This window comes from Pseudomonas sp. NA-150 (genome assembly GCF_044336365.1).
Taxonomy (GTDB): Bacteria; Pseudomonadota; Gammaproteobacteria; order Pseudomonadales; family Pseudomonadaceae; genus Aquipseudomonas.
The window spans coordinates 4,386,798-4,410,285 of the sequence record NZ_CP172305.1 but is presented as its reverse complement, the minus strand read 5'-3'; the positions used below and the strand labels follow the sequence as shown (position 1 = coordinate 4,410,285).

19 protein-coding genes and 1 pseudogene are annotated in these 23,488 nt (G+C 59.9%); 12 read left to right on the top strand and 8 right to left on the bottom strand.

Features of this window, described 5'->3' with window-relative positions:
* Positions 1-60 precede the first annotated feature (60 nt).
* Entirely contained in the window at positions 61-1,251 is a 1,191-nt protein-coding gene (locus ACF0H7_RS20885) for an NnrS family protein (RefSeq protein ID WP_397448764.1), read from the bottom strand.
* Positions 1,235-1,495, bottom strand: coding sequence for a transmembrane sensor/regulator PpyR (locus ACF0H7_RS20880; RefSeq protein WP_397448763.1), 261 nt, complete (start codon positions 1,493-1,495; stop codon positions 1,235-1,237). The genes ACF0H7_RS20885 and ACF0H7_RS20880 overlap by 17 nt, the downstream gene beginning before the upstream one ends.
* 205 nt (positions 1,496-1,700) lie before the next feature.
* On the opposite strand from ACF0H7_RS20880, the gene norR reads away from it, so the two are divergent.
* Together norR and ACF0H7_RS20870 are read left to right on the top strand one after the other, a co-directional pair.
* The gene (gene norR / locus ACF0H7_RS20875) at positions 1,701-3,251 is read left to right on the top strand and encodes a nitric oxide reductase transcriptional regulator NorR (RefSeq protein ID WP_397448762.1); all 1,551 of its coding nucleotides are present in this window, start codon (positions 1,701-1,703) and stop codon (positions 3,249-3,251) included.
* Between the two features lie 261 nt (positions 3,252-3,512).
* On the top strand, positions 3,513-3,737 hold the full coding sequence (locus ACF0H7_RS20870; protein WP_397448761.1) for a DUF6555 family protein: 225 nt from the start codon (positions 3,513-3,515) through the stop codon (positions 3,735-3,737).
* Here the strand turns inward: ACF0H7_RS20870 and ACF0H7_RS20865 are convergent.
* On the bottom strand, positions 3,734-5,173 hold the full coding sequence (locus ACF0H7_RS20865; protein ID WP_397448760.1) for an MFS transporter: 1,440 nt from the start codon (positions 5,171-5,173) through the stop codon (positions 3,734-3,736). The two genes, ACF0H7_RS20870 and ACF0H7_RS20865, sit on opposite strands and share 4 nt — an antisense overlap.
* A gap of 111 nt (positions 5,174-5,284) precedes the next feature.
* Between ACF0H7_RS20865 and ACF0H7_RS20860 the strand changes: the two are divergent.
* From ACF0H7_RS20860 to ACF0H7_RS20835, 6 genes and pseudogenes are all read left to right on the top strand, one after another.
* Positions 5,285-6,137: pseudogene (locus ACF0H7_RS20860) on the top strand (urea carboxylase-associated family protein).
* Between the two features lie 201 nt (positions 6,138-6,338).
* Positions 6,339-6,950 carry a paraquat-inducible protein A gene (locus ACF0H7_RS20855; RefSeq protein WP_397448759.1) on the top strand — a complete coding sequence of 204 codons (612 nt, stop codon included), beginning with the start codon at positions 6,339-6,341 and terminating at the stop codon, positions 6,948-6,950.
* Positions 6,947-7,561 carry a paraquat-inducible protein A gene (locus ACF0H7_RS20850; RefSeq protein WP_397448758.1) on the top strand — a complete coding sequence of 205 codons (615 nt, stop codon included), beginning with the start codon at positions 6,947-6,949 and terminating at the stop codon, positions 7,559-7,561. Before ACF0H7_RS20855 ends, ACF0H7_RS20850 begins: the two co-directional genes overlap by 4 nt.
* Positions 7,554-9,227 carry an intermembrane transport protein PqiB gene (locus ACF0H7_RS20845; RefSeq protein WP_397448757.1) on the top strand — a complete coding sequence of 558 codons (1,674 nt, stop codon included), beginning with the start codon at positions 7,554-7,556 and terminating at the stop codon, positions 9,225-9,227. Before ACF0H7_RS20850 ends, ACF0H7_RS20845 begins: the two co-directional genes overlap by 8 nt.
* A 5-nt stretch (positions 9,228-9,232) precedes the next feature.
* Positions 9,233-9,841: a membrane integrity-associated transporter subunit PqiC gene (locus ACF0H7_RS20840; RefSeq protein WP_397448756.1), complete on the top strand. Its 609-nt coding sequence runs from the start codon at positions 9,233-9,235 to the stop codon at positions 9,839-9,841.
* 340 nt (positions 9,842-10,181) lie between these two features.
* Positions 10,182-11,054, top strand: coding sequence for a DNA/RNA non-specific endonuclease (locus tag ACF0H7_RS20835; RefSeq protein ID WP_397448755.1), 873 nt, complete (start codon positions 10,182-10,184; stop codon positions 11,052-11,054).
* Between the two features lie 90 nt (positions 11,055-11,144).
* On the opposite strand, the gene ACF0H7_RS20830 is transcribed toward ACF0H7_RS20835, so the two are convergent.
* Both ACF0H7_RS20830 and ACF0H7_RS20825 read right to left on the bottom strand, forming a co-directional pair.
* Positions 11,145-12,344 (bottom strand): MFS transporter, encoded by a 1,200-nt coding sequence (locus ACF0H7_RS20830; protein WP_397453965.1) that lies wholly within the window; start codon positions 12,342-12,344, stop codon positions 11,145-11,147.
* 147 nt (positions 12,345-12,491) lie between these two features.
* Positions 12,492-14,114, bottom strand: coding sequence for a mechanosensitive ion channel family protein (locus ACF0H7_RS20825; RefSeq protein ID WP_397448754.1), 1,623 nt, complete (start codon positions 14,112-14,114; stop codon positions 12,492-12,494).
* A gap of 232 nt (positions 14,115-14,346) precedes the next feature.
* Here ACF0H7_RS20825 and ACF0H7_RS20820 point away from each other — a divergent pair, with 232 nt between their 5' ends.
* Both ACF0H7_RS20820 and ACF0H7_RS20815 read left to right on the top strand, forming a co-directional pair.
* The gene (locus ACF0H7_RS20820; RefSeq protein ID WP_397448753.1) at positions 14,347-15,003 is read left to right on the top strand and encodes a DsbA family oxidoreductase; all 657 of its coding nucleotides are present in this window, start codon (positions 14,347-14,349) and stop codon (positions 15,001-15,003) included.
* Between the two features lie 36 nt (positions 15,004-15,039).
* A complete protein-coding gene (locus tag ACF0H7_RS20815) occupies positions 15,040-16,107 on the top strand; it encodes an NAD(P)H-dependent flavin oxidoreductase (RefSeq protein ID WP_397448752.1) in 1,068 nt (355 codons plus the stop codon).
* A 5-nt stretch (positions 16,108-16,112) separates the two neighbouring features.
* Here the strand turns inward: ACF0H7_RS20815 and ACF0H7_RS20810 are convergent, their stop codons facing one another.
* Positions 16,113-17,432, bottom strand: a complete 1,320-nt coding sequence (locus ACF0H7_RS20810) for an Nramp family divalent metal transporter (RefSeq protein WP_397448751.1) — start codon at positions 17,430-17,432, stop codon at positions 16,113-16,115.
* 267 nt (positions 17,433-17,699) lie between these two features.
* Between ACF0H7_RS20810 and ACF0H7_RS20805 the strand changes: the two genes are divergently transcribed.
* Complete coding sequence (locus tag ACF0H7_RS20805) at positions 17,700-18,398, top strand: glutathione binding-like protein (RefSeq protein ID WP_397448750.1); 699 nt, start codon at positions 17,700-17,702, stop codon at positions 18,396-18,398.
* Here the strand turns inward: ACF0H7_RS20805 and ACF0H7_RS20800 are convergent, their stop codons facing one another.
* Both ACF0H7_RS20800 and ACF0H7_RS20795 read right to left on the bottom strand, forming a co-directional pair.
* The gene (locus ACF0H7_RS20800) at positions 18,399-19,352 is read right to left on the bottom strand and encodes a 2-hydroxyacid dehydrogenase (protein ID WP_397448749.1); all 954 of its coding nucleotides are present in this window, start codon (positions 19,350-19,352) and stop codon (positions 18,399-18,401) included.
* Positions 19,353-19,405: 53 nt separating this feature from the next.
* Entirely contained in the window at positions 19,406-20,806 is a 1,401-nt protein-coding gene (locus ACF0H7_RS20795; RefSeq protein ID WP_397448748.1) for a sodium:solute symporter family protein, read from the bottom strand.
* 556 nt (positions 20,807-21,362) lie between these two features.
* Here ACF0H7_RS20795 and treS point away from each other — a divergent pair.
* Entirely contained in the window at positions 21,363-23,441 is a 2,079-nt protein-coding gene (gene treS / locus ACF0H7_RS20790) for a maltose alpha-D-glucosyltransferase (protein ID WP_397448747.1), read from the top strand.
* Positions 23,442-23,488 lie beyond the last annotated feature (47 nt).

The following is a 23,488-nucleotide window of genomic DNA, read 5'->3' as shown; positions in this document are numbered from 1 at the left end:
AGACCGCCATCGCGGGCAAGCCCGCTCCTACAATCGGTGTGCAGGCGATTGTATTTGTGGCTAACCCGGTCCACCATCCGGCCTTGGAGTGAAGAACATCATCGCGTAATAACGCGCGAACAGCATAAAGGCCAACGCCCAAAGCACCCCGGAGAGCCACAGCCCGGCACTGCAAAATGGCACCAGCACTACCCGGGAAAAAGCTGCTGCATTGATCAGCATGAACGCCACGTTGATCGCTTTCGCCGGCTGTAAGGGCCGGCCGGTGTGGCCGAGGCTGACCCGTGCGAGCATCGCCAGAATCAAACCGCCGACACTGCCCACCGCCAAAGAATGCGTGGCCAGGCTTTGCTGATCCAGCACCCCGAGGTGCCACAGCATCATCCCCAGCGCAGCTATCACCAACCACGCATAGGCCATGTGCAGCGACCACAGCAGCGGCACGCCCCAGATACCGGTGTGGTGCCAACGCCACAGCCGGCTACCGTGCAGCACGCTGACGACGGCGAACAGCGCCGCCATCCACAGGTGAGGCGTTTGGCTGAAGCCGGCGGCGGTCAGTATCGCCACGCCTGCTGTCGCCAGCAGCCCCAGCCTATCCAGGCGCGGATGGGCCTTGAACGGCGCGGGCAGATTCAAGCCGCGCTGGGTGAAAAACGGAATCACTCGGCCACCGATGACCCCCATCAATGCCGCAATCATCCACAGCGCAGACAGTTCGCCGCGCCGTTGCAGGCCGTCGTCGCTGTACAGAATACCGGCGAGAGCCAAGACCTGACAGCCGGCCAACACCATCAGCACCACCAGAATCGGGTAGTTATTGCGTTGCCGAACGGCAATCAATTCGCGGCCGACCAGCAGGGCCAGTGCCGGTAGAAACAACAGTTGCAGTGCCAGCAATACCGGCGTCGGCAGGCCGAGAAACCAGGCCAGGCGCGCGACCAGCCACAGCGTAAACACGATCGCCAGCGGGATGCCCTTGATGCCGGGACGACCGGTCCAGGTTTGCAGTGCGGTCAACAGAAACCCGGCAATGATCGCGCTGGTGAAGCCGAAAGGCATTTCATGCCGGTGCCAGGCCAGTGCGCCACCGGGCGGGTTCCAGGTCGGTAACCATCCCAACAGGAAACTGATCCACAGGCTGATGGCCGCCACCGCGAACACAGCGCCAGAAACGAAAAACGGTCGGAAGGCCAGGCGCCAGATCGGCGGTAGCGCCGACGCGTTGTTCACCTCAGGCTGCGTGGGCACGGACATACCTCGCGTGTGGGTCGCTCAACTGGTGTTGCGCCAGCAGGCGCATGACGTAACCAATCTTGATCGTAGTCGGGCCGAGGATCACCATCGCGTGCAACATTACCAGGGGTGCCAGGCTGAAGTGAGTGTCAAAACCGTAAGCACCCACCGCACCGATCACCAACATGGCCAAGCCAATCCACAACAGCTTGCTCGAGATGCGCAGGACGTTCAGCGGGGCATTGAAGTAGGCGTTCATGGTAGATACTCCTGAGAGTGAGTGAGATACGCTTTAGCTGTATCAGTATCCGTGCCAACTTTTTATTTATTTAAAATCAGTTACTTAAGATATAGGTGGTCTTTATGACCATTTTCTTGAATTGTCCTAATGACCTTGTGAGAGTCATATTGACTGCAAGTCCTGCTATGCTTCCGGGCATTCGATTGCTGACGGTGGAATCACCATGACTCATCCTTTGTTGCTGGCCTTGGTGCCGCTGGTGGCCGACCTGTCCCGCGAGTTGCCCGATGACGAACGTTATCGGCGCCTGTTGCGCTCGCTGCGTCAGCTGTTGCCGTGCGATGCGGTGGCGTTGCTCAAGCTTGAGGGCGACGTGCTGGTGCCGATGTCGGTCGAAGGCCTGAGCCCCGATACGCTGGGCCGACGGTTCAAGGTCGATGAGCATCCGCGACTGAAGATCCTGCTGGAGAACCGCGGTCCGACGCGTTTTTCCACCGATTGCGACCTGCCTGACCCTTATGACGGTCTGGTAGAAGGGCACCTCGGGCATCTGGAGGTTCACGACTGCCTCGGCTGCCCGTTGTACCTGCAAGACAAACCCTGGGGCCTGATCACCCTGGATGCGCTGGACCCGTCGAGCTTCGGCAAGGTCGACCTGGACAACCTCGAGGCCTTCGCCAGTCTCGCTGCGGCGACGGTGATGGCCAGTGAGCGGATCAACCAACTGGCGCGCAATTTCGAAGATCAACGGCAGTTGGCCGAGGTCTACAAGCGCGCGGCAGGCGGGCGCGGACCGCGCGAGCTGATCGGGCAAAGTGCGGTGCACAAGCGCTTGCAGCAGGAAATCCAGTTGGTGGGCAACAGCGCGCTGTCGGTGTTGATTACCGGCGAGACCGGGGTCGGCAAGGAATTGGTGGCCGAAGCGATTCACCTGCAATCGCCACGGGCACAGAAGCCGTTGATCAGCCTCAACTGCGCGGCCTTGCCGGAAATGTTGGTCGAGAGTGAGCTGTTCGGTCACGTCAAAGGCGCGTTTTCCGGCGCGGTCAATGGCCGTAGCGGCAAGTTCGAACTGGCGGACGGCGGCACCATCTTTCTCGATGAGGTGGGCGAGCTGCCGTTGCCGGTGCAGGCCAAGTTGCTGCGGGTGTTGCAGAGCGGGCAATTGCAGCGGGTCGGTTCCGATCAGGAACACCATGTCGACGTGCGGATCATTGCCGCCACCAACCGGGATCTTGCCGAAGAAGTGCGTGCCGGGCGCTTCCGCGCTGACCTCTATCACCGCCTCAGCGTCTATCCGCTGCGGGTACCGCCGTTGCGTGAGCGCGGGCGTGATGTGCTGTTGCTGGCCGGGTTTTTCCTCGAAGAAAATCGGGCGCGCATGGGGCTGCGCAGCCTGCGGTTGAATCCCGAAGCGCAGAAAATGTTGGTCGGATATTCATGGCCGGGCAACGTTCGGGAGCTCGAGCATTTGATCAGTCGCGCCACGCTCAAGGCGCTGTCGACCCATGCCGATCGTCCACGGATCCTGACCATCGAGGCGCCAGCGCTTGGGATGGAAGAGGAGATGCCTGAGGTGGTGCACGTGGTTAGAGGTGAGGTGCCACGGGTCAAGGAGGGCGAGGGTCTGAAGGAGTCGGTGGATGCTTATCAGAAGGTGCTGATCAGTGAGGCGTTGAGTCGGCATCAGGGTAAATGGGCGGATGTCGCGCGGGAACTAAGCCTGGACCGCGCCAACCTCAGTCGTCTGGCCAAGCGCCTCGGCATCCGCTGAGCTGTTCCGCTTGCCTACAGATGACCGCGAATCCCTGCCTGTAGGAGCGGGCTTGCCCGCGATGGCGGCGTGTCTGGCACACCGCGCTCGCGAACAATCGAGCGTCGACCGGTTGCACCTAAAGTGAATTCCTACAAATATAGAATCTCATCACGCTTGATCGCGCAAAGACGCCTACCACTCAGAACTCCAACGGAATTTTTTCCGGCATGGGGGAGTCATCTGTGGCTCTAGGGATAAGAGTACCGAGGCCCCCCACAGATGAATCAGTACAAGCATTACAGAATCGATTATTTGCTCAATGGCGCGTTCAAGTCGTTTTACATTCGCGCCGAGTTTATGGACAACACCGAGGCCTGGCACCACGCCAGTGTGGATGCCGGGATCGGTCGAATTCCAAAATATCGCCTGGAGAAGGTGCCGCGGGTGACGCAGTCGTATGCCGAACACTTCGGTATCACTGACGTCGAGTGGGCACAAAGTTAGCGATGGGCAATGTCCTCCAGCGCCAGGTTGCGCGTGCGCGGACCGAAGCGGCCGATGGTGATCATCACGATCAGCATGCTGATCACGATGAACGCCAGCACCCCTGGCGTGCCGAAGTGGTCGAGGAAGAAGCCGATCAACAGGCTGCTGAAAACCGTCGATAAGCGGCTGAACGAATAACAGAATCCCACTGCACGTGCGCGAATGTTGGTGGGGAACAGTTCGCTTTGGTACGAGTGGTAGGCAAAGCTCAGCCACGCATTACAGAAGGTGATCATCACCCCGCAGGTAATCAGGCCCAGCCCGGACGTCTGCATCGCGAACAGGCTGCCGAAGATCATGCTGCCCAACGCCGAACCGACGATTTGCCATTTGTTCTCGAAACGGTTGGCGAAGCGCACGAACAGCAACGGGCCCAGCGGGTAGGCGAGGGTGATGATGAATGCGTACATCAGGCTGTGGGTCACGCTCACGCCCTGACCCGAGAGCAGCGCCGGCAGCCAGTTGCCGAAGCCAAAGAAGCCGATCGCCTGGAACACGTGGAACACAATCAGCATCAATGCCCGGCGCCGGTACGGTGGTTGCCAGATGTCGGCAAAGCGTCCGCGACCTTCGATGTCCACCGCTTGCGGTTCCGGCTCGTCCAGCGCTTGGCCGTGGTCGCGCAGGCAGCGCGCTTCCAGTTCGTCCATGATTCGTTCGGCCTCGGCAAAACGGCCTTGCTGCGCCAGCCAGCGCGGCGATTCCGGCAGGCGTTTGCGCAGCCACCAAATGAACAACGCAAACACTGCACTGGCGATCACGACCCAGCGCCAGCCGGAGTAGCCCAACGGCGCTTGCGGCACCAGCCACCAGGACATCAAGGCCACGGCTGGCACTGACAGAAACTGCACGAAGAACGCAAAGGCGAAGGCCGAGCTACGCATTCGTTTCGGCACCAGTTCCGACAGGTAGGCGTCGATGGTCACCAGTTCGATGCCCAGTCCGATGCCCACCAGAAAGCGCATGCCGATGATCCCCAGCGCTGTGCTTTGCAGGCCCATCAGCACCGTGGCAACGGTGTACCAGATCAGTGCAAAGGTGAAGATCGCGCGGCGGCCGAAGCGGTCGGCCATCGGGCTCAGCAGACTGGCGCCGAGGAACAGACCAAGAAAGGTCGCCGAGGCAAACGCCGCCTGATCGGAGAAGCCAAACACCCCAAGGTTACCGCTGGCGAAGATCCCGTCGCGGATCAGGCCGGGGCTGATGTAGGCGGTCTGGAACAGGTCGTACAGCTCAAAAAATCCGCCGATGGACAGCAGCGCTACCAACCGCCACAAGGTCGCGACACTGGGCAGGCGATCGATACGTGCGGAAACAATGGCAGCCCGGATTGGATCGAGGCCATCGGTGGCGGCGGCGGTATTCGTCGAGGCGGCAGGGGATAGCGTGGACATTCGGCGGCGTTCCAGATCCATGGGCGGAAGATGGCGTTTTTCTTGCGTTAAATTGTTACATTCAATCGCACGAACCTGTCAGCCCTTTTTCCCGTTGGAGACATTTGACCCATGTACAAGGATTACCCTGCGGCTTATCAAGTCAGTAAAGGCTCGGCGCTCAACGTGGATAAGGCGTTTTACGACCGCATCCGTACGCAGGCCGATGCGCGGACTCTGGTCGAGCAGTTCGAAGTGCCGATTCGCACCGGGCGCGCCTGGAAAGTCGCGGCGGGGCAGGTATTCCGAGTCACCACTCCAGTTGGCCCACAGGTCGGTGATTTCAATATCTGGAACGCCCATGACCCTCGCGAACGTATGTGGGCCGCGCGCACCCGGCAACTGCAAGGTGCACACGTCAGCACCTATGACCGGCTTTGGTCGAACCTGCCGTTTCTGCGGCCGATGGTCACCATCACCGACGACAGCCTCGCCGACTACGGTATCGACGAACACGGTGGGCGTTTGCACGACTTGCTCGGCACCCGCTGGCGATCCCTACGTGAACAAGATGCTGACCGGTGAAGACTTCCACCATCATTGCCATTCCAACCTGACCCGCGCGGTACTGCCCCATGGCCTGACCGAGTTTGACGTGCACGATGTGTTGAACATCTTCCAGTGCACCGGCCTCAACCACGACGATATGTACTTCATGAAAGCCTGTCCGGCGAAGCAGGGCGATTACCTGGAGTTTTTCGCCGAGATCGACGTGCTGTGCGCGCTGTCCACCTGCCCGGGCGGCGATCTGTCGCTGGCGATGTGGGGCCCGGATGCGCAAGACCCGCTGACCGTGTGCCGACCGCTGGGCGTGGAGATCTATCAGCTCGACGACAGCCTGTTGACCGGCTGGAAGCAACCGGAGCGCGCGGCCTACAAGGGTATGCACGGGCTGCACATCGCCAAGGCGGATTGGGAAAAGTAAGTCTGTTGCCGGGGGCTGCCTGAAGCGGCAGCCTTCGAACTATTCCCTACGTGCTTTTTTATTGTTTTTCGGTTTTTGCTATTAACGTCCGCACGCGATCGTAACAATCGATTTCCACAGAGCCGTCTATGATAAGGGGGCTGATGTACGAACTGCGCCCCGCTCAAAGGAACGGAACTTCACCAGAGCCACGTCGAGCCTATGACTTCATCGCCCAACTGGATCATCTGCGAGCATTGTGACTCGGTCTACGCCTCGGTCCCGCTGGCCAAGGGGCAGGTGGCGCGTTGCGTGCGCTGTTTGGCCGTGCTCGAGCGTGGTGGGCAGATGAGCCTTCAGCAGTTATTGGCCCTGTCGATCAGCGCGGCGGTGTTGTTCGTCTTCGCCAATGCCTTTCCCGTGATTTCCATCAGCCTGCAAGGCCTGAGTAACGAAGCGACGCTGTGGATGTCGGTCCAGGCGCTGGCGCAGGGGCAAATCAGCGTGATAGCGGCGGTGGCCGGGCTGGCGATCATTTTCGCACCGATGTTGCAGATCATCCTGTTGATTTGGGTACTCGGCTTTGCCTTGAACAAGCGCGCGGCGCCGGGCTTCAAAATCTGCATGCGCACCCTGGAGCACCTGCGGCCGTGGAGCATGCTGGAGGTCTGCCTGCTGGGGATTCTGGTGTCGATCATCAAGCTGGCCGGCATGCTGGATGTACACCCGGGCCTGGGGTTGTGGGCGTTGGGGATGCTCACGGTATTGCTGATCCTGATCTCCGGCAAAGGCATTCGCCGCCTGTGGGACGACCTGGAGGCGGTGATCCGATGAGCCAGCCACCCTATGCCGGAGCGTTGAATCTGGCCCTGTGTCACACCTGCGGCCATGCCTGTTCGCTGAACGACGCGCATTGCCCACGCTGCAATGCCCATGTGCATCGGCGTAAACCCCACAGCCTGTCGCGCACCTGGGCGTTTCTGATCGCCAGTCTGATCCTCTATATCCCGGCGAACGTGATGCCGGTGATGTACACCAATATCTTTGGCAATGGCAGTGAAAACACTATCTTCAGTGGGGTCATGGAGTTCTTGCACGCGGGGGAGTGGGACCTGGCGCTGCTTATCTTTGTCGCCAGCGTGGTCGTACCGTGCATGAAGTTTCTGGTGCTGGGGACGTTGCTGATTACCTGTCAGCGTCGCAGTCGCTGGGCGCAACGCGAGCGCTCGAAGCTGTATCGCTTGATCGAGATTGTCGGCTACTGGTCGATGCTTGATGTGCTGGTGGTGGCGATGATCGCGGCGCTGGTGCAATTCCGCTCACTCAGCTCCATCGATCCGCGCGTCGGAATCCTGTTTTTTGGTTTGGTGGTGGTGATGACGATGTTCGCTGCCATGAGTTTCGATCCGCGACTTATCTGGGACACAGAGGTTGAAGATGCCTGATCACTCAAATACCCCCGTGACACCGACGCCCGGCGCACCAGAGGTCAAGCGTCGCCGTTTCAACGTTTCCCTGGTGTGGCTGGTGCCGATCATCGCGGCGCTGGTCGGGGTATCGATGGTGATCCATAACGCCAGGATGGCCGGGCCGACAATCACCATTAGCTTTCTCACGGCTGAAGGGCTGGAGGCGAACAAAACCCAGGTCAAATACAAGAACGTGGTGATCGGCAAAGTCACGGTGATCACCTTGAGCGACGACCGCAGCCATATCGATGCCACGGTTGACCTGAATGCCACCGCCAAGTCGTTCGCGGTTGAAGATTCACGCTTCTGGGTGGTGCGTCCGCGCATCGGTGCCGGGGGGGTCTCGGGGGTCGATACCTTGCTGTCGGGTGCCTTTATCGGCGCCGACGCCGGGGTCTCGAACAATAACCTCGACCACTTCACCGGCCTGGAAACGCCGCCGCCCATCACCTACGGTGAGAAGGGCACGCATTACACCTTGCACACCGAAGACCTGGGCTCGCTGGACGTCGGCTCCAACGTCTACTATCGGCGAATCCCCGTCGGTGAGGTGGTGTCTTTCAAGCTGTCGGATGACGGTAAAGGCCTCGATGTACAGGTCTTCGTCAATGCGCCATACGACAAGTTCGTCACCACGAACTCGCGTTTCTGGAACGCCAGTGGTATCGACGTCAGCCTGACTGCCGGGGGCCTCAAAGTGAACACGCAGTCGTTGTCATCGATCATCGCGGGCGGCATCGCCTTCGTCGAGCCCAAATACAGCCCCAACCCGGAACTGGCCAAGGAGCACACCGACTTCACCCTGTTTGCCGATCAGGACACCGCCCTCGCTCCCCCCGATGGCGTGCCTCGTTATATTCAAATGCGCTTCGATCAACCCTTGCGTGGTCTGGTGGTCGGTGCGGCGGTGGAATTCCAAGGTGTGGACATCGGGCGTGTGGTCTCGGTGGACCTGGACTTTGACCCGGTGAAGAAGGACTTCCCGACGATCATCGGTGCAGTCATCTATCCGAAAAGATTGGGCAGGGCTCATGAAAAACTGTTGAAAGAGCCGGGTGCCACCGATGAGGAAAAAGGCGGAAAACTCATCAGCGAACTGGTCAGGCGCGGTTTGAGGGCTCAGGCACGCAATGGCAACCTGTTGACCGGTCAACTGTACATCGCGCTGGATTTCGTCCCGGACGCGAAACCTGTGGTCTACGACGCGGACGCTCGTCCGGCGCAGGTGCCGACCGTGGCGGGCAGTCTGGATAAACTCCAGGAGGAGTTGCAAGGCATCGTCGACAAGATCAGCAAATTACCGATTGAACAGATTGCCGCCAACCTCAATGGCAGCCTGGCCGAGCTGCAGAAAACCCTTAAACAGGTTAACGGCGACGTGCTGCCAGAGATGCGCAACACCCTGGTGCAGACCAAAAATACCTTGGCCGAAGCTCGCCAAAGCCTGTCCGAAGACTCACCGCAACGTCAGCAGTTAAGCGACACCCTGGAAGAGACGCAGCGCACCGCGCGTTCGGTCCGGGTGCTGACTGACTTCCTCGGGCGCCATCCGGAAGCGCTGATCCGCGGACGAATCAAGGACAAAGAGCCCGACAGCTTTAAATCGTCGCCTTCATCTTCACGTGACATTAACCAGGAATGACTGCCATGACGATTCGTTACCTGGCTTTGTTTGCCACGTTGAGCCTGGCGGCCTGCACCTCGGCGCCGACGCGCTATTACACCCTGGTGCCGGGTGAAAATGCCAGCCAGGCAAGCACCCGCACCGCCGCCGCCGGCTTTCAGTTCGAAATGCAACCGGTGAGGATACCGGTGCAAGTTGACCAGCCGCAGGTGGTGGTGCGCGAGAGCAATGGCGCGTTGGCGATTCTCGAAACCGAGCGCTGGAGCGCACCGCTGGCCGATGAGTTCCACGATTCGCTGAGCGCCGAGATGGAGCGCAAACTGGGTATCCGCGACCTGGCCGGCCTGCCCAAGGCACCGGGGGTGGCCATTCTCTCGCTGCAAACCGATGTCCGCCGCTTCGATACGGTGCCGGGTCAATACGCATTGATCGATGTGGTGTGGAGCATCAGCCGACGCAACGAGGGCGACGCACGTCGCAGTCTGACCTGCAGCAGCGTCATCCGCCAGTCGGCAGGCGCCGGGGTGCAGAGTGTGGTGTTGGCCCATCAACAGGCGATTGCGACGTTGGCGACCACCATCGCCGGGACCGCGCAGCGGTTTGCGCAGGGCACTGGGGTGGGGTGTCCGTAGGCTGAGATTCTGCCTCCCCTTCGAAGGCAAGCCTGCCCCCACAGATGACCGCATATCCCTGTAGGAGCTGGGTTGTCAGATCCTGTGTGCAGGCTTGTCGGATCGCCGCACCGCTGCGAAGGCGTCGTCCGCAATGTCCCGAAGTTGCAGGTATTAAGCCCGACGCGGCACTAATGTCACGTGTAAGGGTCCATAGATCCGACCGGCTCCGACTCGGTATATGATTAAGGACCGTGAAAACATGCTCGCCTCACTATAATCAGCAACCGCCTCACTTCACTCTATGAACCGGCACACGCCATACGTTTACCTCCCTCAATCCAATTCGAAGATTTAACGCATGTACCTACGCAAAGTTGCAGTTGGGCTGACAGCCCTTGTTTTGCTTTCAAGCGGGGCAGAAGCCCGCAGCCTGCTGGATTTCATCAAACCGACTACCCCACATCAGGAAAACGCGTCCCACTCGGGCTCGATCAGCCAGACGGCGGCACTTGACCTCTATTCAAATCAACAGAAACAGGCATCGTTTGACGGCTGCGCAGATTTGTTCCCTGGAGCTAAACCAATCAACATGGCCACTGTGCCGGTCAGCATGAAACCCCTGGCACTGTGTTCTGACAACTTCGCGGTGCTCTACTCGCAAACCAGTAAGACACCGCTGGTAGTTGTCGAACGTCTTAATGCAGCCCAGTTGCAGGATGCCAAAGGCGAGGAGCGCACCAACCAATTCTACCCGGACCCACGCGTGCCCAAGAGTGGGCGGGCCGAGTTAAGCGACTACCGTGGCCAAAGCCCTGCCGTGGACCGTGGCCATCAATCCCCGGCGGCCGATGCACCCACCCCCAATGCGATGGCGCAATCCTTTTCGCTGTCGAACATGGTGCCGCAAGACCCAACCAACAACCGAAAGATCTGGAGTAAGGTCGAGTCTGACGTCAGAAAGTTTGCCAAGCGCGCCGATGGCAATGTTTTTGTCTTTACCGGCCCGCTCTTTGACTCAGGCTACACCACCATTGGTGATAACAAAGTGTGGGTTCCTACCCGCCTGTTCAAGTTGGTTTATGACGCATCGTCCAAGCGTGCCTGGGCCTACGTTCTACCCAACGCTGAAACCCGTATTGAAAAACCGATGGACTATGACGCCTTCGTGAAGAGTACCGGGCTCAACTTGTTGGGGAACCTACCGGTCACAGGTTCCGTGGGGCGTATTTGATAACTGGATGAGCTGCACCCCAACGTTTGGATTTAAGCGTTGGGGTGTTTCATACACAGATAATGATCGAACATGATGTCCTGACCGTTGTTACGCGGATTGTTGCTGGCGGCGGGAGAGCGATGCCCCCATGAGATAAAAACAGCCGCCAGCGATGATGAACCCGGCCAGCATGTAAAACATGAAGTGCGCGGATTGGGTCGCCAGGGCGAAGCCGCAGAGCACCGGACCCAATGCGCCGCCGAGATTGGAGAGGTTTTGCGCGCCGTAATACATGCCGCGCAGGTGCTCGGGGGCAATGCGGTCGATGAACATGTACTCCACCGGGAACACAATGATTTCACCCAGGGTGAAGATCGCCATGGCCAGCGACCAGTGCCACACGCTGCTGGACAGGGCAAAGCCGACCACACCCAGCAAGAACAGACTCAGACCCGCCGTTAGCCACAGGTTCAGGTGTTCATTGCGGATGCGCTTGCCGACAAAAAACTGCAAGCCGACCACCACCACGGCGTTGACTGCCACCACTGCGCTAATGACTTGATAGGTGTATTCCGGGGTGCTGGTGACCACCAGGTATTGCGACAGATAGGCGGTGAACTGGCCGAACACCACCGCGCTCAACACGCCGCCGAGGGTGAAGCACACCAGACGGTAATCCTTGAGCAGGATCTTGCCCACGCTGATGAATGACACCGCGCTCTCGCTGGATTCGGCGGCGACCAGGGTCCTGTCGCCCCACATGGCGTAGATAATGAAAAAGCCGATGCCGAGCCCGGCGGACATCAGGAACGGCAGGTTCATGTCCAGGTGCGCCAGTGCCGCGCCAATGAACGGGCCGACCGCGTAACCGATGTTGAGCAAGGTGTAGCGCAAGGAGAACACCCGGGTGCGCTCCTGCTCTGGCAACAGCCTGCCAAAGCCGGCCTTGATCACCACGGCGGTGGTGGAATAGGCAAAATTGAATGCCACCAGAAAGCCGATGAACAGCGGCAGCCGGTTGGTCAGGCACATGCCGAGAAAGCCCAGTACATAAAGACCGGTCAGCCCGAGCAACAAGCGATGCAGCGGCCAGCGATCCGCCAGGTAACCGCCATACACGCTCAGCAACGAAGCGACGATCAACGAGCTGCCGACCACCATGCCAATGTCGCCGGTGCCCAAGGCATAGTGCGAGGACAGGAAAATCACCAGGTAGGGCAAGGTGATCGCTCGCCCAAGGGTCAGAATCAACGACCCGCCCAACAACAGATTGACCGTCAGCGGGTAGTGCCTGAATGTGCTGAGCATCCATGCTTTCATGTTTCGATTTCCGGGGAAATGTGGCGAAATCGAGATTCTACATGGCCTTGTGGGCGCTGGCTTGCCTGCGATTCGCTTAACGCGGTGTGTCAGACATGCCGCTATCGCGGTCAAGCCCCCGCCTACATAGGGGCACTACTCCTCATCCGGTTCTTTCGCCGGCGCGGCAAACCATTTCTCCCTCGGCACCCACTTCTCATGCTTGGGATCGAACTGGTAATGAGGCGACATGATCTGCACCCCATATTCGTTGAACACGTCCTGGATATTGGCGTGCAGCATGCTCAGTAATTCCGCGCGCGGGCGGGGTTGGCTGGGGACGGCCTGGGCGACGAGGCGGTACTCCGGGTAAAAGTCCGACAAGGCGGTCTGGAACACCTGCGGCGTCGGTTGGGACAAAATGCCCTGGGTTCGCTGAGCTGCCTCCAGCAGCATGGCCTCGACCTGGCGCCAAGGCGTGTCATAGCCGATGGTCACCGTGGTGTCGACCACATAGCCGGGGCCCTGCACGGTGCGCGAGTAGTTCTTGGTCACGGTACCGGTGATCATCGAGTTGGGTATCGTCAGCACTTCGCCCAGCCCGGTGCGGATCGTGGTGGTAAACATCCCCAGTTCGGTGACCGTGCCTTCGTGGTCGCCGACCCGCACGTATTCTCCCGGACGCAAGGTGCGGGTGTAGGTCAGGATCAGCCCGGCGGCGGCCTGGCCGATGACGCTGGACGCGCCGAGGGAAATCATCAGGCCGATCAGCACCGACAAGCCTTTGAAGGCATCGGTCCCGGCGCCGGGCAGGTACGGGTAGGCCATGGCCAGAGCGAATAGCCAGATCGCTATCGCCATCAGGCGGGTGGTCGGACTGAGGGTTTCCTGATTCAGCCAGCTGACATTTCCTGGCGCCGCCATGCGTCGCAGTATTCGCCGACTGAGGCCGACAGCACCCCGCGCGATGAAGAAAATCGCCAGGGCAATGCCTAATCCGGGCAATGCATCGAGGATGCTTTCCAATAGGTAGCCGACGGCATTCAGCAAATACGCGTTGAGGCTTTCACCCCAGGGGCGGGTATAGGGAAACCGTGACAGCACGAAGCTCAGCCACGTATAGGTGACCAGCGCCGTCAGCGCCCAGCCGAGCAGGTCGATAGTGCGACTGACCAGCGAGTACAGGTAGTGCGCGTCGACCAATTGGGTCTGGGCAACCTTGAGCGCCTTGACGTGCTGCGGCATCAACCGGCGCATTTCACCGAGCAGCTTGCGCCGGACAAAAAAGCCGCCGCGAAGGAAGGCGGCAAACAGCAGCGTCGCCAGCAGGCAAATCCCGGCATCCTGAAGAAACAGGCGCAGGCTGCGCGCCTCCTGACTTTCCGCCACCACTTGGCGCAGTTTGCTGGCGGCGCCTTCGGCAGCGGCCTTGACCGAGTCGTACTCCAGGGAGTCGACATCTTTGGGAAAGACGAAAAACGCGCGCCGAGAACCGATGAGCACCATGAAACTGCCCTGGATGGGTTCGAGGGTCACCAGGTGCTCGCCCATTTCGTCCAGCTCTTCACTGATCACGGTCTTGGCGCGTCGGGCCCTGAATTCGGGGGTTTCCCCCAGCAGGGTGGCGCGAAACACCATGACACTGCGATTGAGCAACTTGAGGTCGGCGGGAGGCGCGACAGTGGCGGTGTCGTCTTCACCGGACGGGCTGGACCAGCTCACTGTCGAGCATAAAACGCCAAAGCAGAACACCATCCACATCAGCGCTTTGGTCTGCATACCCATGCTCCTTGACGATCGTTTGCCTAGCGTAGTTCAGCTTCATGGCAACGTCAGTTTCAGCGCCCACGACTTCCATCGACGCACAGGCAGCGCGGCCGCAGGGCATGACTCATTACACCGCTGCACAAATGAAGTTCCAGCGCTGGTCTTTATCCGCGAGTGGCTGACTCATACAGTGAATCCATCAGCCGACCCATCCTCCCTTGGGCGGTCACAGTGGAGAATTTTCATGAGTCAGCCGGTCACTATCGATTTTGTCTCGGACGTCGTCTGCCCTTGGTGTGCGCTGGGCGCCACCGCGCTGGAGCAGGCCATTGCCAACCTCGCCGGCGAAGTGTCCGTGGCGTTGACCTACAAACCGTTCGAACTGAACCCGGACATGGGGCCCGAAGGTGAGCACGCGATCAAGCACATGATCCGCAAATACGGCAGAACCCCCGATGAAGTGGCTTCGCGCAACCAGATGGTGATCTCGCTGGGCGCTGCACTGGGTTTCAAATTCGACCTGGAAAAACGCAGCCACTTCTACAACACGTTCGACGCTCACCGTCTGTTGTTCTGGGCCGCTCAGGAAGGCCATCAAGTCGCGCTGAAGAAGCGTCTGCTGGACGCCTACTTCACCAACGGCCAGAACCCAAGCGACCACGACACCCTGGTGCGTCTGGCTGGCGAAGTGGGTCTGGACAGCGCCCGTGCCCGGGAAGTACTGACCAGCGATGAGTTTGGCAAAGACGTGCGCGAGAGCCAAGAGTTCTACCGCCAGCGCGGGATCAATTCGGTGCCGGCCATGGTGCTCAACGGGCGTCATCTGGTGTCGGGTTCGCAATCCATCGAGTACTACGAACAGATGCTGCGGCAAATGGCCGAGGCCGCCGTCGAGGCGTGATTGTCGAGCTCATCTTCCAGCACAAGGATTCACAGCATGAGCAGCGCTTCGTCCCAGGCATTTCTTGAGCGTATCGGTATCCGCTTGCCGATCATCCAGGCACCCATGGCCGGTATCTCCCCACCGGCCATGGCCGCGGCGGTCAGCAATGCCGGTGGGCTCGGCTCGATTGGCGTCGGGGCGACCAACGCTGCCGGTGCACGAGCGATGATCAAGGCCGTGCGTGAGCTGTCCAGCGGGCCGCTCAACGTCAATCTGTTTTGCCACCGACCGGCTCAGGCTGATGCGGCGCTGGAAGCGGCGTGGATCGACAGGCTACAGCCATTGTTCAAGCAGTATGGCGCTGCGGCAACGGCCGGCTTGAGCGAGATCTACCGCAGTTTTGTCGAAGACGACGACATGCTGGCCATGCTGCTGGAAGAAAAACCCAAGGTCGTCAGTTTCCACTTCGGCATACCCGCGCCAGAGCGCGTACGGGCGTTGCGCGAGGCCGGCATTGTGTTGCTGGGTTCGGCGACCAGCCTGGCCGAAGCACGAATGTTGGCCGACGGCGGCGTAGATGCCATCGTCGCGCAAGGTTATGAAGCGGGTGGGCATCGTGGCACTTTCGATGTCGACGGCCACGATGACCGATTAGGCACCCTGGCTTTGACCCGCTTGATTGCCCGGCACATCGATCTGCCGGTGATTGCCGCTGGCGGGATCATGGACGGTGCAGGCATTAACGCAGCGTTGCAGCTGGGCGCGGTTGCCGCACAACTGGGCACGGCGTTTGTCGGCTGCGATGAGTCGTTGGCGGACGCCGGTTATCGCGCGGCGCTGTTCAGTGACGCCGCGCACCATACAACCATGACCTGCGCCATTTCCGGGCGCATGGCCCGGGCGCTGAGCAATGACTTCACGCGCTGGGGCGCGGACGTCAGCGTGCAGGACATTCCGGATTACCCGATTGCCTACGATGCCGGCAAAGCGCTGCATGCCGCCGCCAAGGCTGCCGGTCAATTCGGTTACGGCGCGCAATGGGCCGGGCAGGGCGCTCCGTTGGCGCGCGCTCTGCCGGTCGCCGAGCTGATGAAAGCGCTGGTCGAGGAAATGAACGGCTAACGCGATCAGGTGAACAATTGCGCGATCAGCCAGACGTTGGCCGCGCTGATCAGCCCGAACAGCCCCCAGGCCAGCAGGCGGGTCGGCAGGCTGTTGACGAACGAGCCCATCAAGCGTTCGTCACTGGTCATGCGAATCAGTGGGTACAAGGCGAACGGCAATTGCAGGCTGAGCACCACCTGACTGAGGATCAGCAGCTTGCCAATCGCGTCGTCGCCCATCAGCCAGACCCCGGTGAACGCCGGAATCAGTGCCAGGCCACGGGTGATCAATCGCCGCTGCCAGCAGGGAATCCGCAGGTTCAAATAGCCTTCCATGATCACTTGGCCGGCGATGGTCCCGGTAAAGGTCGAACTCTGCCCCGAGGCCAGCAACGCCACCCCGAACAACACACTGGCAAAGGTCCCGCCCACCAGCGGATCGAGCAAGTGATAGGCGTCCTGGATTTCCACCACGTCGGCATGCCCGGTTTGATGAAAGGCAGCTGCGGCGAGGATCAGGATCGCCGCGTTGACCAACAAGGCCAGGGCCAGCGAGCCAATGGTATCGATCCGCGCCAGGCGCACGCCGTCCTGACGGCTGGCCAGGTCCTTGCCAATCAGTCGGGTTTGCACGATCGAAGTGTGCAGGTACAGGTTGTGCGGCATCACCGTGGCGCCGAGGATGCCGATCGCCAGATACAGCGGTGCGGCATCGCGGAGCACGGACGCGGACGGTTTGACCCCCTGGAACACGTCCGGCCAGTAGGGTTTGATCAGCAGCAGTTCGATGAAAAAACACACGCCGATGGTCAGCACCAACACCAGCATGATCGCTTCCAGACGGCGGAAACCACGGTTCTGTAACGCCAGCACCAACAGCGTATCGAATGCGGTCAGGGCGATGCCGAAGGTCAGGGAAATGCCCAATAACAGGTGAAAGGCCAAGGCGCAGCCGAGGACTTCCGCCAGGTCGGTGGCGATGATCGAGATCTCCGCCAGCACCCATTGCCCCCGTGCCGAACGCTGGCTGTAGCGCTCACGGCAGAGCTGCGCCAGATCGCGCCCGGTGGCGATCCCCAAACGCGAACACAGGCATTGCAAGATCATGCCGGCCAGGCTGGCGAGCAGCACCACGAACAGCAGGTTATAGCCGTAGCGCGAGCCGGCCTCGATGGCCGTGGCCCAGTTGCCGGGGTCCATGTAGCCAATGGAGACCAGCAGGCCGGGACCGGCAAACTTCAAGGCGCGCTTCCAGAACGGCGCACCGGCATCGACCTTCACCGAGCCGGCCACTTCGGGCGGGCAAAACGGGGCGGTGGCTATCTTGGGCAAACTGAAATTCACGCGGCATTCCGGACTGAAGAAACAAGGGTGCAGCTTAAGCGTTCCGGGTGATGGCCCCAAGGGGTAAATCCGGACAAGGTGGTGATTAGAGCGGCCGCTTCACAGCCCTGAGGTCGGAACGACCTTCGCGAGGGCAATTGATCGTCCGCGTGCGGCCCAAACCTACGGCAGTTCCTATCGGGCATGCGCTGCCTTAGGAATAAATCCCTGCCACTGCGCCACTCAGAACAGCTACCTTTAGCCACACCGAAAAAACTGGAAGTCATCATGACCGATATCAATGCGTTGCCCATCTCGCAAAAGTGGCCTGCACAGGACGCTGAAGTGCTGCAGTTGTATTCGCTGCCGACCCCCAATGGGGTGAAAGTCTCGATCATGCTGGAAGAGACCGGTCTGGCCTACGAGCCGCATCGGGTCGGTTTCGACACCAACGATCAAATGTCCCCCGAGTTCCTGTCGCTGAACCCGAACAACAAAATCCCGGCGATCATTGACCCCAAGGGTCCTGGCGGCAAGCCGCTGCCGTTGTTCGAGTCGGGGGCGATCCTGATTTACCTGGCCGAAAAAACCGGCAAGTTCATGTCCCAGGACCCGGCCCTGCGTTACCAGACGATCCAGTGGGTGATGTTCCAGATGGGTGGCATCGGCCCGATGTTCGGCCAGCTGGGTTTCTTCAACAAATTCGCGGGTAAAGAGTACGAAGACAAGCGACCGCTGCAGCGTTACGTCGATGAATCGAAACGTCTGCTGGGCGTGTTGGAAAATCAGCTGACCGGGCAGCAGTGGATCATGGGCGACGACTACAGCATCGCCGACATCGCGACCTTCCCGTGGGTGCGTAACCTGGTCGGGTTTTACGAAGCGGGTGAGTTGGTGGGGTTTTCGGACTTCCCCAATGTGCAGCGCGTGCTGAACGCGTTTTTGGCGCGTCCAGCGGTAGAGAAGGGCTTGAAGATCCCGAGCTGATTACAAAGCAACCCCAGTCACCAACGTCCCCTCGCTCATGTAGCTGCTCAAGTTGGCAAACACCAGATCCGCCATCGCCTGGCGGGTCTCGTGGGTGCCGCTGCCGATGTGCGGGGTGAGCACCACGTTGTCCATCTCCAGCAAGGCGGCCGGGACGTTGGGTTCGTCTTCAAACACGTCCAGCGCCGCGCCCGCGATGCCCGAGGCTTGCAGCGTTGCCACCAGGGCTTTTTCATCGACCACCGAACCGCGTGCGACGTTGATCAGGAACGACTTCGGCCCCAAGGCATCCAGCACCTGTTGATTGATCAACTGCTTGGTTTCAGCGCCACCAGGCACGATCACGATCAGGTAGTCCGACGCCTTGGCCAGTTCCAGCAGGTCGCCGTAGTGGGTGTAGGCCACGTCCGGATAAGCAGCGTTTCTGCGGTAGTAGGCAATGTTCATCTCGAACGCAGCAGCGCGTTTGGCGATGGTTTTGCCGATTTTGCCGAGGCCGACGATGCCGCAGGTTTTGCCAGTCAGGTCGTTGCCCAGCGGGAATTTGGCGGTCAACCATTTGCCAGCACGCACGAAGCGCTCGGCTTCGCTGATGCGGCGGGTGAGGCCGAGCATCAAGGCCATCGCGGTTTCCGCCACGCTGTTATTGAGCACGTCCGGGGTGTTGCTGAGCTTGATTCCGCGGCTGGCGAGATACGCCGTGTCGACGCCATCGTAGCCGACACCGAAACTGCTGATCACTTCAAGGTTGGGCAGACGTTCCAGCAGTGCAGTCTGCGCGCCGTACACACCACTGGTGACCACGGCCTTGATCGAGGCGCCGTGTTCATTGGCCCAGGCGTCGAGGTCGGCGATTTCCCAGCGTTTGTGCAGGGTGTAGTTGCTTTCCAACTGCTGCATCAAGGAGGCGTGCATCGGTCCCCAGACCAGAACGTCACTTGCTTTATTACCCATACTTTCACTCCGGGGGAAGCGGCTCTGCGGTCATCGCAAAGCCGGTGCTTATATCAGTTTGACGGCGTGACCGAGGCCACCTGAGGCTGGGCCGACTTGAACAGTTGGCTGAGGCTCATGGTCACCAGCGGGCTGAGCAGCGCGAAGTACGAACTGTCGATGCCATACGGGTTACCGGCGAGGAACCAGGAAATGGTCGAGATAACTGACACGATCACGCCGAACAGCGCGCCGCGCCCGGTACCGAACTTCGGTGCGTAGAACGCCATCAGCACAATCACCGCCAGCGTCGCACGCAGGGCTTTGCCAAGGAAAGCGATCAGCAGGATTTTGTCGGCATACAGCGCCAGCACCAGCGGCAGGAAGCCGATGACCACGATGGCCAGTTTGACGAAAATCACGGATTTGCGGTCGTTCTTTTCTTTGTTGAAGAACGGGTCGTAGAAGTCTTTCAGAGCCAGGGTCGCCGAGGCCAGGGTGTTGGCCGAGATGCCGCCGAACAGGGCGCCGGCCAGACCGATCACCACCAGCGCGGCGGAGTAGGTCGGCATGTGCGCGATCAGGCTCGGGAAGGCGTCGATGGACTTGATGCCGGGGTACAGCATCGCGCTGCACATGCCGATCAGGGCGGCCATGAGGCCGAACGGGATCATCATCGATGACACGTAGAAGCACGAACGCTTGGCGGTCTTGTTGTCTTTGGTGCTGACGATGGCCTGAATCACGTACTGGGTGGCGAAAATCGAACCGACGCCGCCGATCATCCAGGCGAAGATCTGACCCCAACCGACACCGGTCCAGTCAAACATCTGCGCTGGCAGTTTCGCCTGCAGGCCACTGATGCCGCCGCTTGCGCTCAAGGCAAACGCCAGGGCGAGGACGACGCCGATGTATTTGACCGTGGCGTGAACGAAGTTGGTGTAGACCACGGAGCGCATGCCGCCGAGGCTGACGTAGAACACAGTTACCACGCCCACCAGCAGAATCGCCAGGGTCCGGTCGATGTTCAATACAGCGGCCAAAACCGCACCACCGCTGGCATACAGGGCGACGGAGACAATGCTCAGAGCACAAATGGAGAGGATCGACGCGGCGTAACGCACGCCTTCACCGTAGTTCTTCGCGAGGATGCCGGAGATGGTGTTAAGCCCGGTTTCCCGGTACTTCTTCACCAGAATCAGGGCCAGCAACAGGAAGCCCATCGACAACGCGACCAGGTTCCAGGCGGCGGAAATGCCGGCCTCAAAACCCTTTTGCGCGGTACCGATACTCACGGAACTGCCGATGAATTCGGACAGCAAGAGTGCGGCAATCAGAAAGGGCGGGAAACTTCTGCCGCCGCCGGTAAATCCTTCACTACTCGTCGCGTGTTTGCGCACGCTGTAACCGATGTAAGACATGACGACAAAGTACGCAATCGTGATGCCAAGAATAATTATTATTCTAGTGTCCACTGATATTCTCCGGATCTAACCCATTGTAGTTATTAGTGTGTGGAGCATTTCTTGAAAGCACCGTTGAGGTGTTTTCAGAACAGCAAGCGGGTCCGTCTGCCGGGCAGGCAATGCCAGGCTGCTGTCGCGGTGCGTGGAAGGACGACGTGATTCCTGGTCGAGGTACGTTGTCGTACAACTGTGACGATCATCATAGCCGGATGGCAAGATCATTCAAGAGGCATTTCCCGAGATTGCGACGATCGTAGGGGGCAAGTGACCCGCGGCTAAATCGTCCCGTGATGCAACGATTGGCGCTGACTACGCTCATAGCAATAGACAGCCGCTCTGGCACATACCAATCAGTCAAGATTTCGGATCGAAGACCGATCCCTGTAGCAGCTGCCGAAGGCTGCGATGGGCACTGAATCGCGGCGAAACTTCTGATTTTATCGCAGCCTTCGGCAGCTCCTATAGAGACCGCATGCTTGGCAGGCGGGGTTGGCCGCTCTGGCACCAGCGATTCGAGGGCGACATCTGTGCCCATCCAGACGTTTAAACGGAGTGAAACGACAGCATGACGACCCCGGACCAGCAGTACGTGGATTGGCTGGTTGAGCACTCGATGCTCAACGCGGCAAAACAGCGGGCAAAGCTGTATTCAGGGCAGGGCCGCCTGTGGCAACGGCCTTATGCGCAGGCCCGCCCGCGCGACGCCTCGGCCATTGCCTCGGTGTGGTTCACCGCGTACCCGGCGTCGATCATCACCCGAGAGGGCGGCTCGGTACTCGAAGCGCTTGGCGATGAAAGTCTGTGGCATGCCTTGTCGGACATTGGGGTGCAGGGCATTCACAATGGCCCGCTCAAAGCCTCCGGCGGCCTGCGTGGTCGTGAGCGCACACCGAGCATTGACGGCAACTTCGACCGCATCAGTTTCGACATCGACCCCGCACTGGGCACCGACGCACAGCTGTCGAGCCTGAGTCGCATCGCCGCCGCGCACAACGCGGTGGTGATTGATGATGTGATTCCGTCGCACACCGGCAAAGGCGCGGATTTTCGCTTGGCTGAAATGGCCTACGAAGACTACCCCGGCCTGTACCACATGGTGGAAATTCGCGAGGAAGACTGGCCGTTGCTGCCCGAGGTGCCGCCCGAGCGTGATGCGGTCAACCTGCTGCCCGAGGTGGTCGACGCGCTACGCGACAAGCACTACATCGTCGGTCAATTGCAGCGGGTGATCTTCTTCGAACCAGGAATCAAAGACACCGACTGGAGCGCTACCGGCGCAGTCTGCGGTGTCGACGGCAAGCTACGGCGCTGGGTGTACCTGCACTATTTCAAGGAAGGGCAGCCGTCGCTCAATTGGCTGGACCCCAGTTTCGCCGCGCAACAGATGATCATCGGCGATGCGCTGCACGCCCTCGACGTGATGGGCGCGCGGGTATTGCGCCTGGACGCCAACGGCTTTCTCGGGGTCGAGCGCAAGCTGGAAGGCAATGCCTGGTCGGAGAGTCATCCGCTGTCGATTACGGGTAATCAACTGCTCGCCGGGGCGATTCGCAAGGCCGGAGGATTCAGTTTTCAAGAGCTGAACCTGACCCTGGACGACATCGCGTCCATGACCCACGGCGGGGCTGACTTGTCGTACGACTTCATCACCCGACCCGCGTATCAGCACGCTTTGCTCACGGGCACCACTGAATTTTTGCGCTTGATGCTGCGTCAGGTTCACGTATTCGGCATCGATCCGGCGTCGCTGATTCATGCCTTGCAGAATCACGATGAACTAACGCTTGAACTAGTGCATTTCTGGACCCTGCACGCCAACGACAGTTATCACTATCAAGGCCAGACACTTCCCGGCAATATTTTGCGAGAACATATTCGCGAAGAAATGTATGAACGGCTGGCCGGTGAACATGCGCCTTATAACCTTAAGTTCGTCACTAACGGGGTGTCGTGCACTACCGCCAGTATCATTACTGCCGCCTTGGGGATTCGCGATCTGCAGGCGATCACCGCTGCGGATATCCAGAAAATCCAGCACATTCATCTGTTGCTGGTGATGTTCAACGCGATGCAGCCCGGCGTGTTTGCGTTGTCCGGCTGGGATCTGGTGGGTGCGCTGACCCTGCCGGCGGAACAGGTGGCGCATTTGATGGCAGATGGCGACACACGCTGGATTCATCGTGGCGCCTACGACCTGGTGGACCTCGATCCCGATGCCGAGCACTCCGCCGGCGGCATGCCGAGGCCAAAAACCTTGTACGGAAGCCTTACCAGTCAGTTGCAACGCAGCGATTCGTTTGCCTCGCAATTGAAGAAAATCCTCGCCGTTCGGCGCGCCTATGACATCGCCGCCAGTCGGCAAATTCTGATTCCCGATGTGCAGCATCCGGGGCTGCTGATCATGGTCCACGAGCTGCCGGCGGGGAAGGGCACGCAAATTACTGCGTTGAACTTCAGCAACGAGGCGATCGTCGAGACCCTGCACTTGCCGGACATCGCCCCGGGCCCGGTGGTCGACATCATTAACGAGCGGGTCGAAGGTGACCTGACCGCTCAGGGCGAGTTCACCATCACCCTGGACGCCTATGAGGGCCTGGCGTTGCGCGTGGTGAGTGCATCGCCCTTTGTGCAAAACGCAATATAACGTTGCGGCTTAGGCTGCGATAAGGTCCAAAGGACCTTCAGCAAATC

What these genes read in the sequence shown, in the direction of transcription:
- ACF0H7_RS20855 (WP_397448759.1), top strand. Translation starts at nt 6,339, where the DNA reads ATGACTTCATCGCCCAACTGGATCATCTGCGAGCATTGTGACTCGGTC.
- ACF0H7_RS20820 (WP_397448753.1), top strand. Translation starts at nt 14,347, where the DNA reads ATGAGTCAGCCGGTCACTATCGATTTTGTCTCGGACGTCGTCTGCCCT.
- ACF0H7_RS20805 (WP_397448750.1), top strand. Translation starts at nt 17,700, where the DNA reads ATGACCGATATCAATGCGTTGCCCATCTCGCAAAAGTGGCCTGCACAG.
- ACF0H7_RS20825 (WP_397448754.1), bottom strand. Translation starts at nt 14,114, where the DNA reads ATGCAGACCAAAGCGCTGATGTGGATGGTGTTCTGCTTTGGCGTTTTA.
- ACF0H7_RS20835 (WP_397448755.1), top strand. Translation starts at nt 10,182, where the DNA reads ATGTACCTACGCAAAGTTGCAGTTGGGCTGACAGCCCTTGTTTTGCTT.
- ACF0H7_RS20830 (WP_397453965.1), bottom strand. Translation starts at nt 12,344, where the DNA reads ATGCTCAGCACATTCAGGCACTACCCGCTGACGGTCAATCTGTTGTTG.
- ACF0H7_RS20845 (WP_397448757.1), top strand. Translation starts at nt 7,554, where the DNA reads ATGCCTGATCACTCAAATACCCCCGTGACACCGACGCCCGGCGCACCA.
- ACF0H7_RS20850 (WP_397448758.1), top strand. Translation starts at nt 6,947, where the DNA reads ATGAGCCAGCCACCCTATGCCGGAGCGTTGAATCTGGCCCTGTGTCAC.
- treS (WP_397448747.1), top strand. Translation starts at nt 21,363, where the DNA reads ATGACGACCCCGGACCAGCAGTACGTGGATTGGCTGGTTGAGCACTCG.
- ACF0H7_RS20840 (WP_397448756.1), top strand. Translation starts at nt 9,233, where the DNA reads ATGACGATTCGTTACCTGGCTTTGTTTGCCACGTTGAGCCTGGCGGCC.
- ACF0H7_RS20870 (WP_397448761.1), top strand. Translation starts at nt 3,513, where the DNA reads ATGAATCAGTACAAGCATTACAGAATCGATTATTTGCTCAATGGCGCG.
- ACF0H7_RS20880 (WP_397448763.1), bottom strand. Translation starts at nt 1,495, where the DNA reads ATGAACGCCTACTTCAATGCCCCGCTGAACGTCCTGCGCATCTCGAGC.
- ACF0H7_RS20865 (WP_397448760.1), bottom strand. Translation starts at nt 5,173, where the DNA reads ATGTCCACGCTATCCCCTGCCGCCTCGACGAATACCGCCGCCGCCACC.
- norR (WP_397448762.1), top strand. Translation starts at nt 1,701, where the DNA reads ATGACTCATCCTTTGTTGCTGGCCTTGGTGCCGCTGGTGGCCGACCTG.
- ACF0H7_RS20815 (WP_397448752.1), top strand. Translation starts at nt 15,040, where the DNA reads ATGAGCAGCGCTTCGTCCCAGGCATTTCTTGAGCGTATCGGTATCCGC.
- ACF0H7_RS20800 (WP_397448749.1), bottom strand. Translation starts at nt 19,352, where the DNA reads ATGGGTAATAAAGCAAGTGACGTTCTGGTCTGGGGACCGATGCACGCC.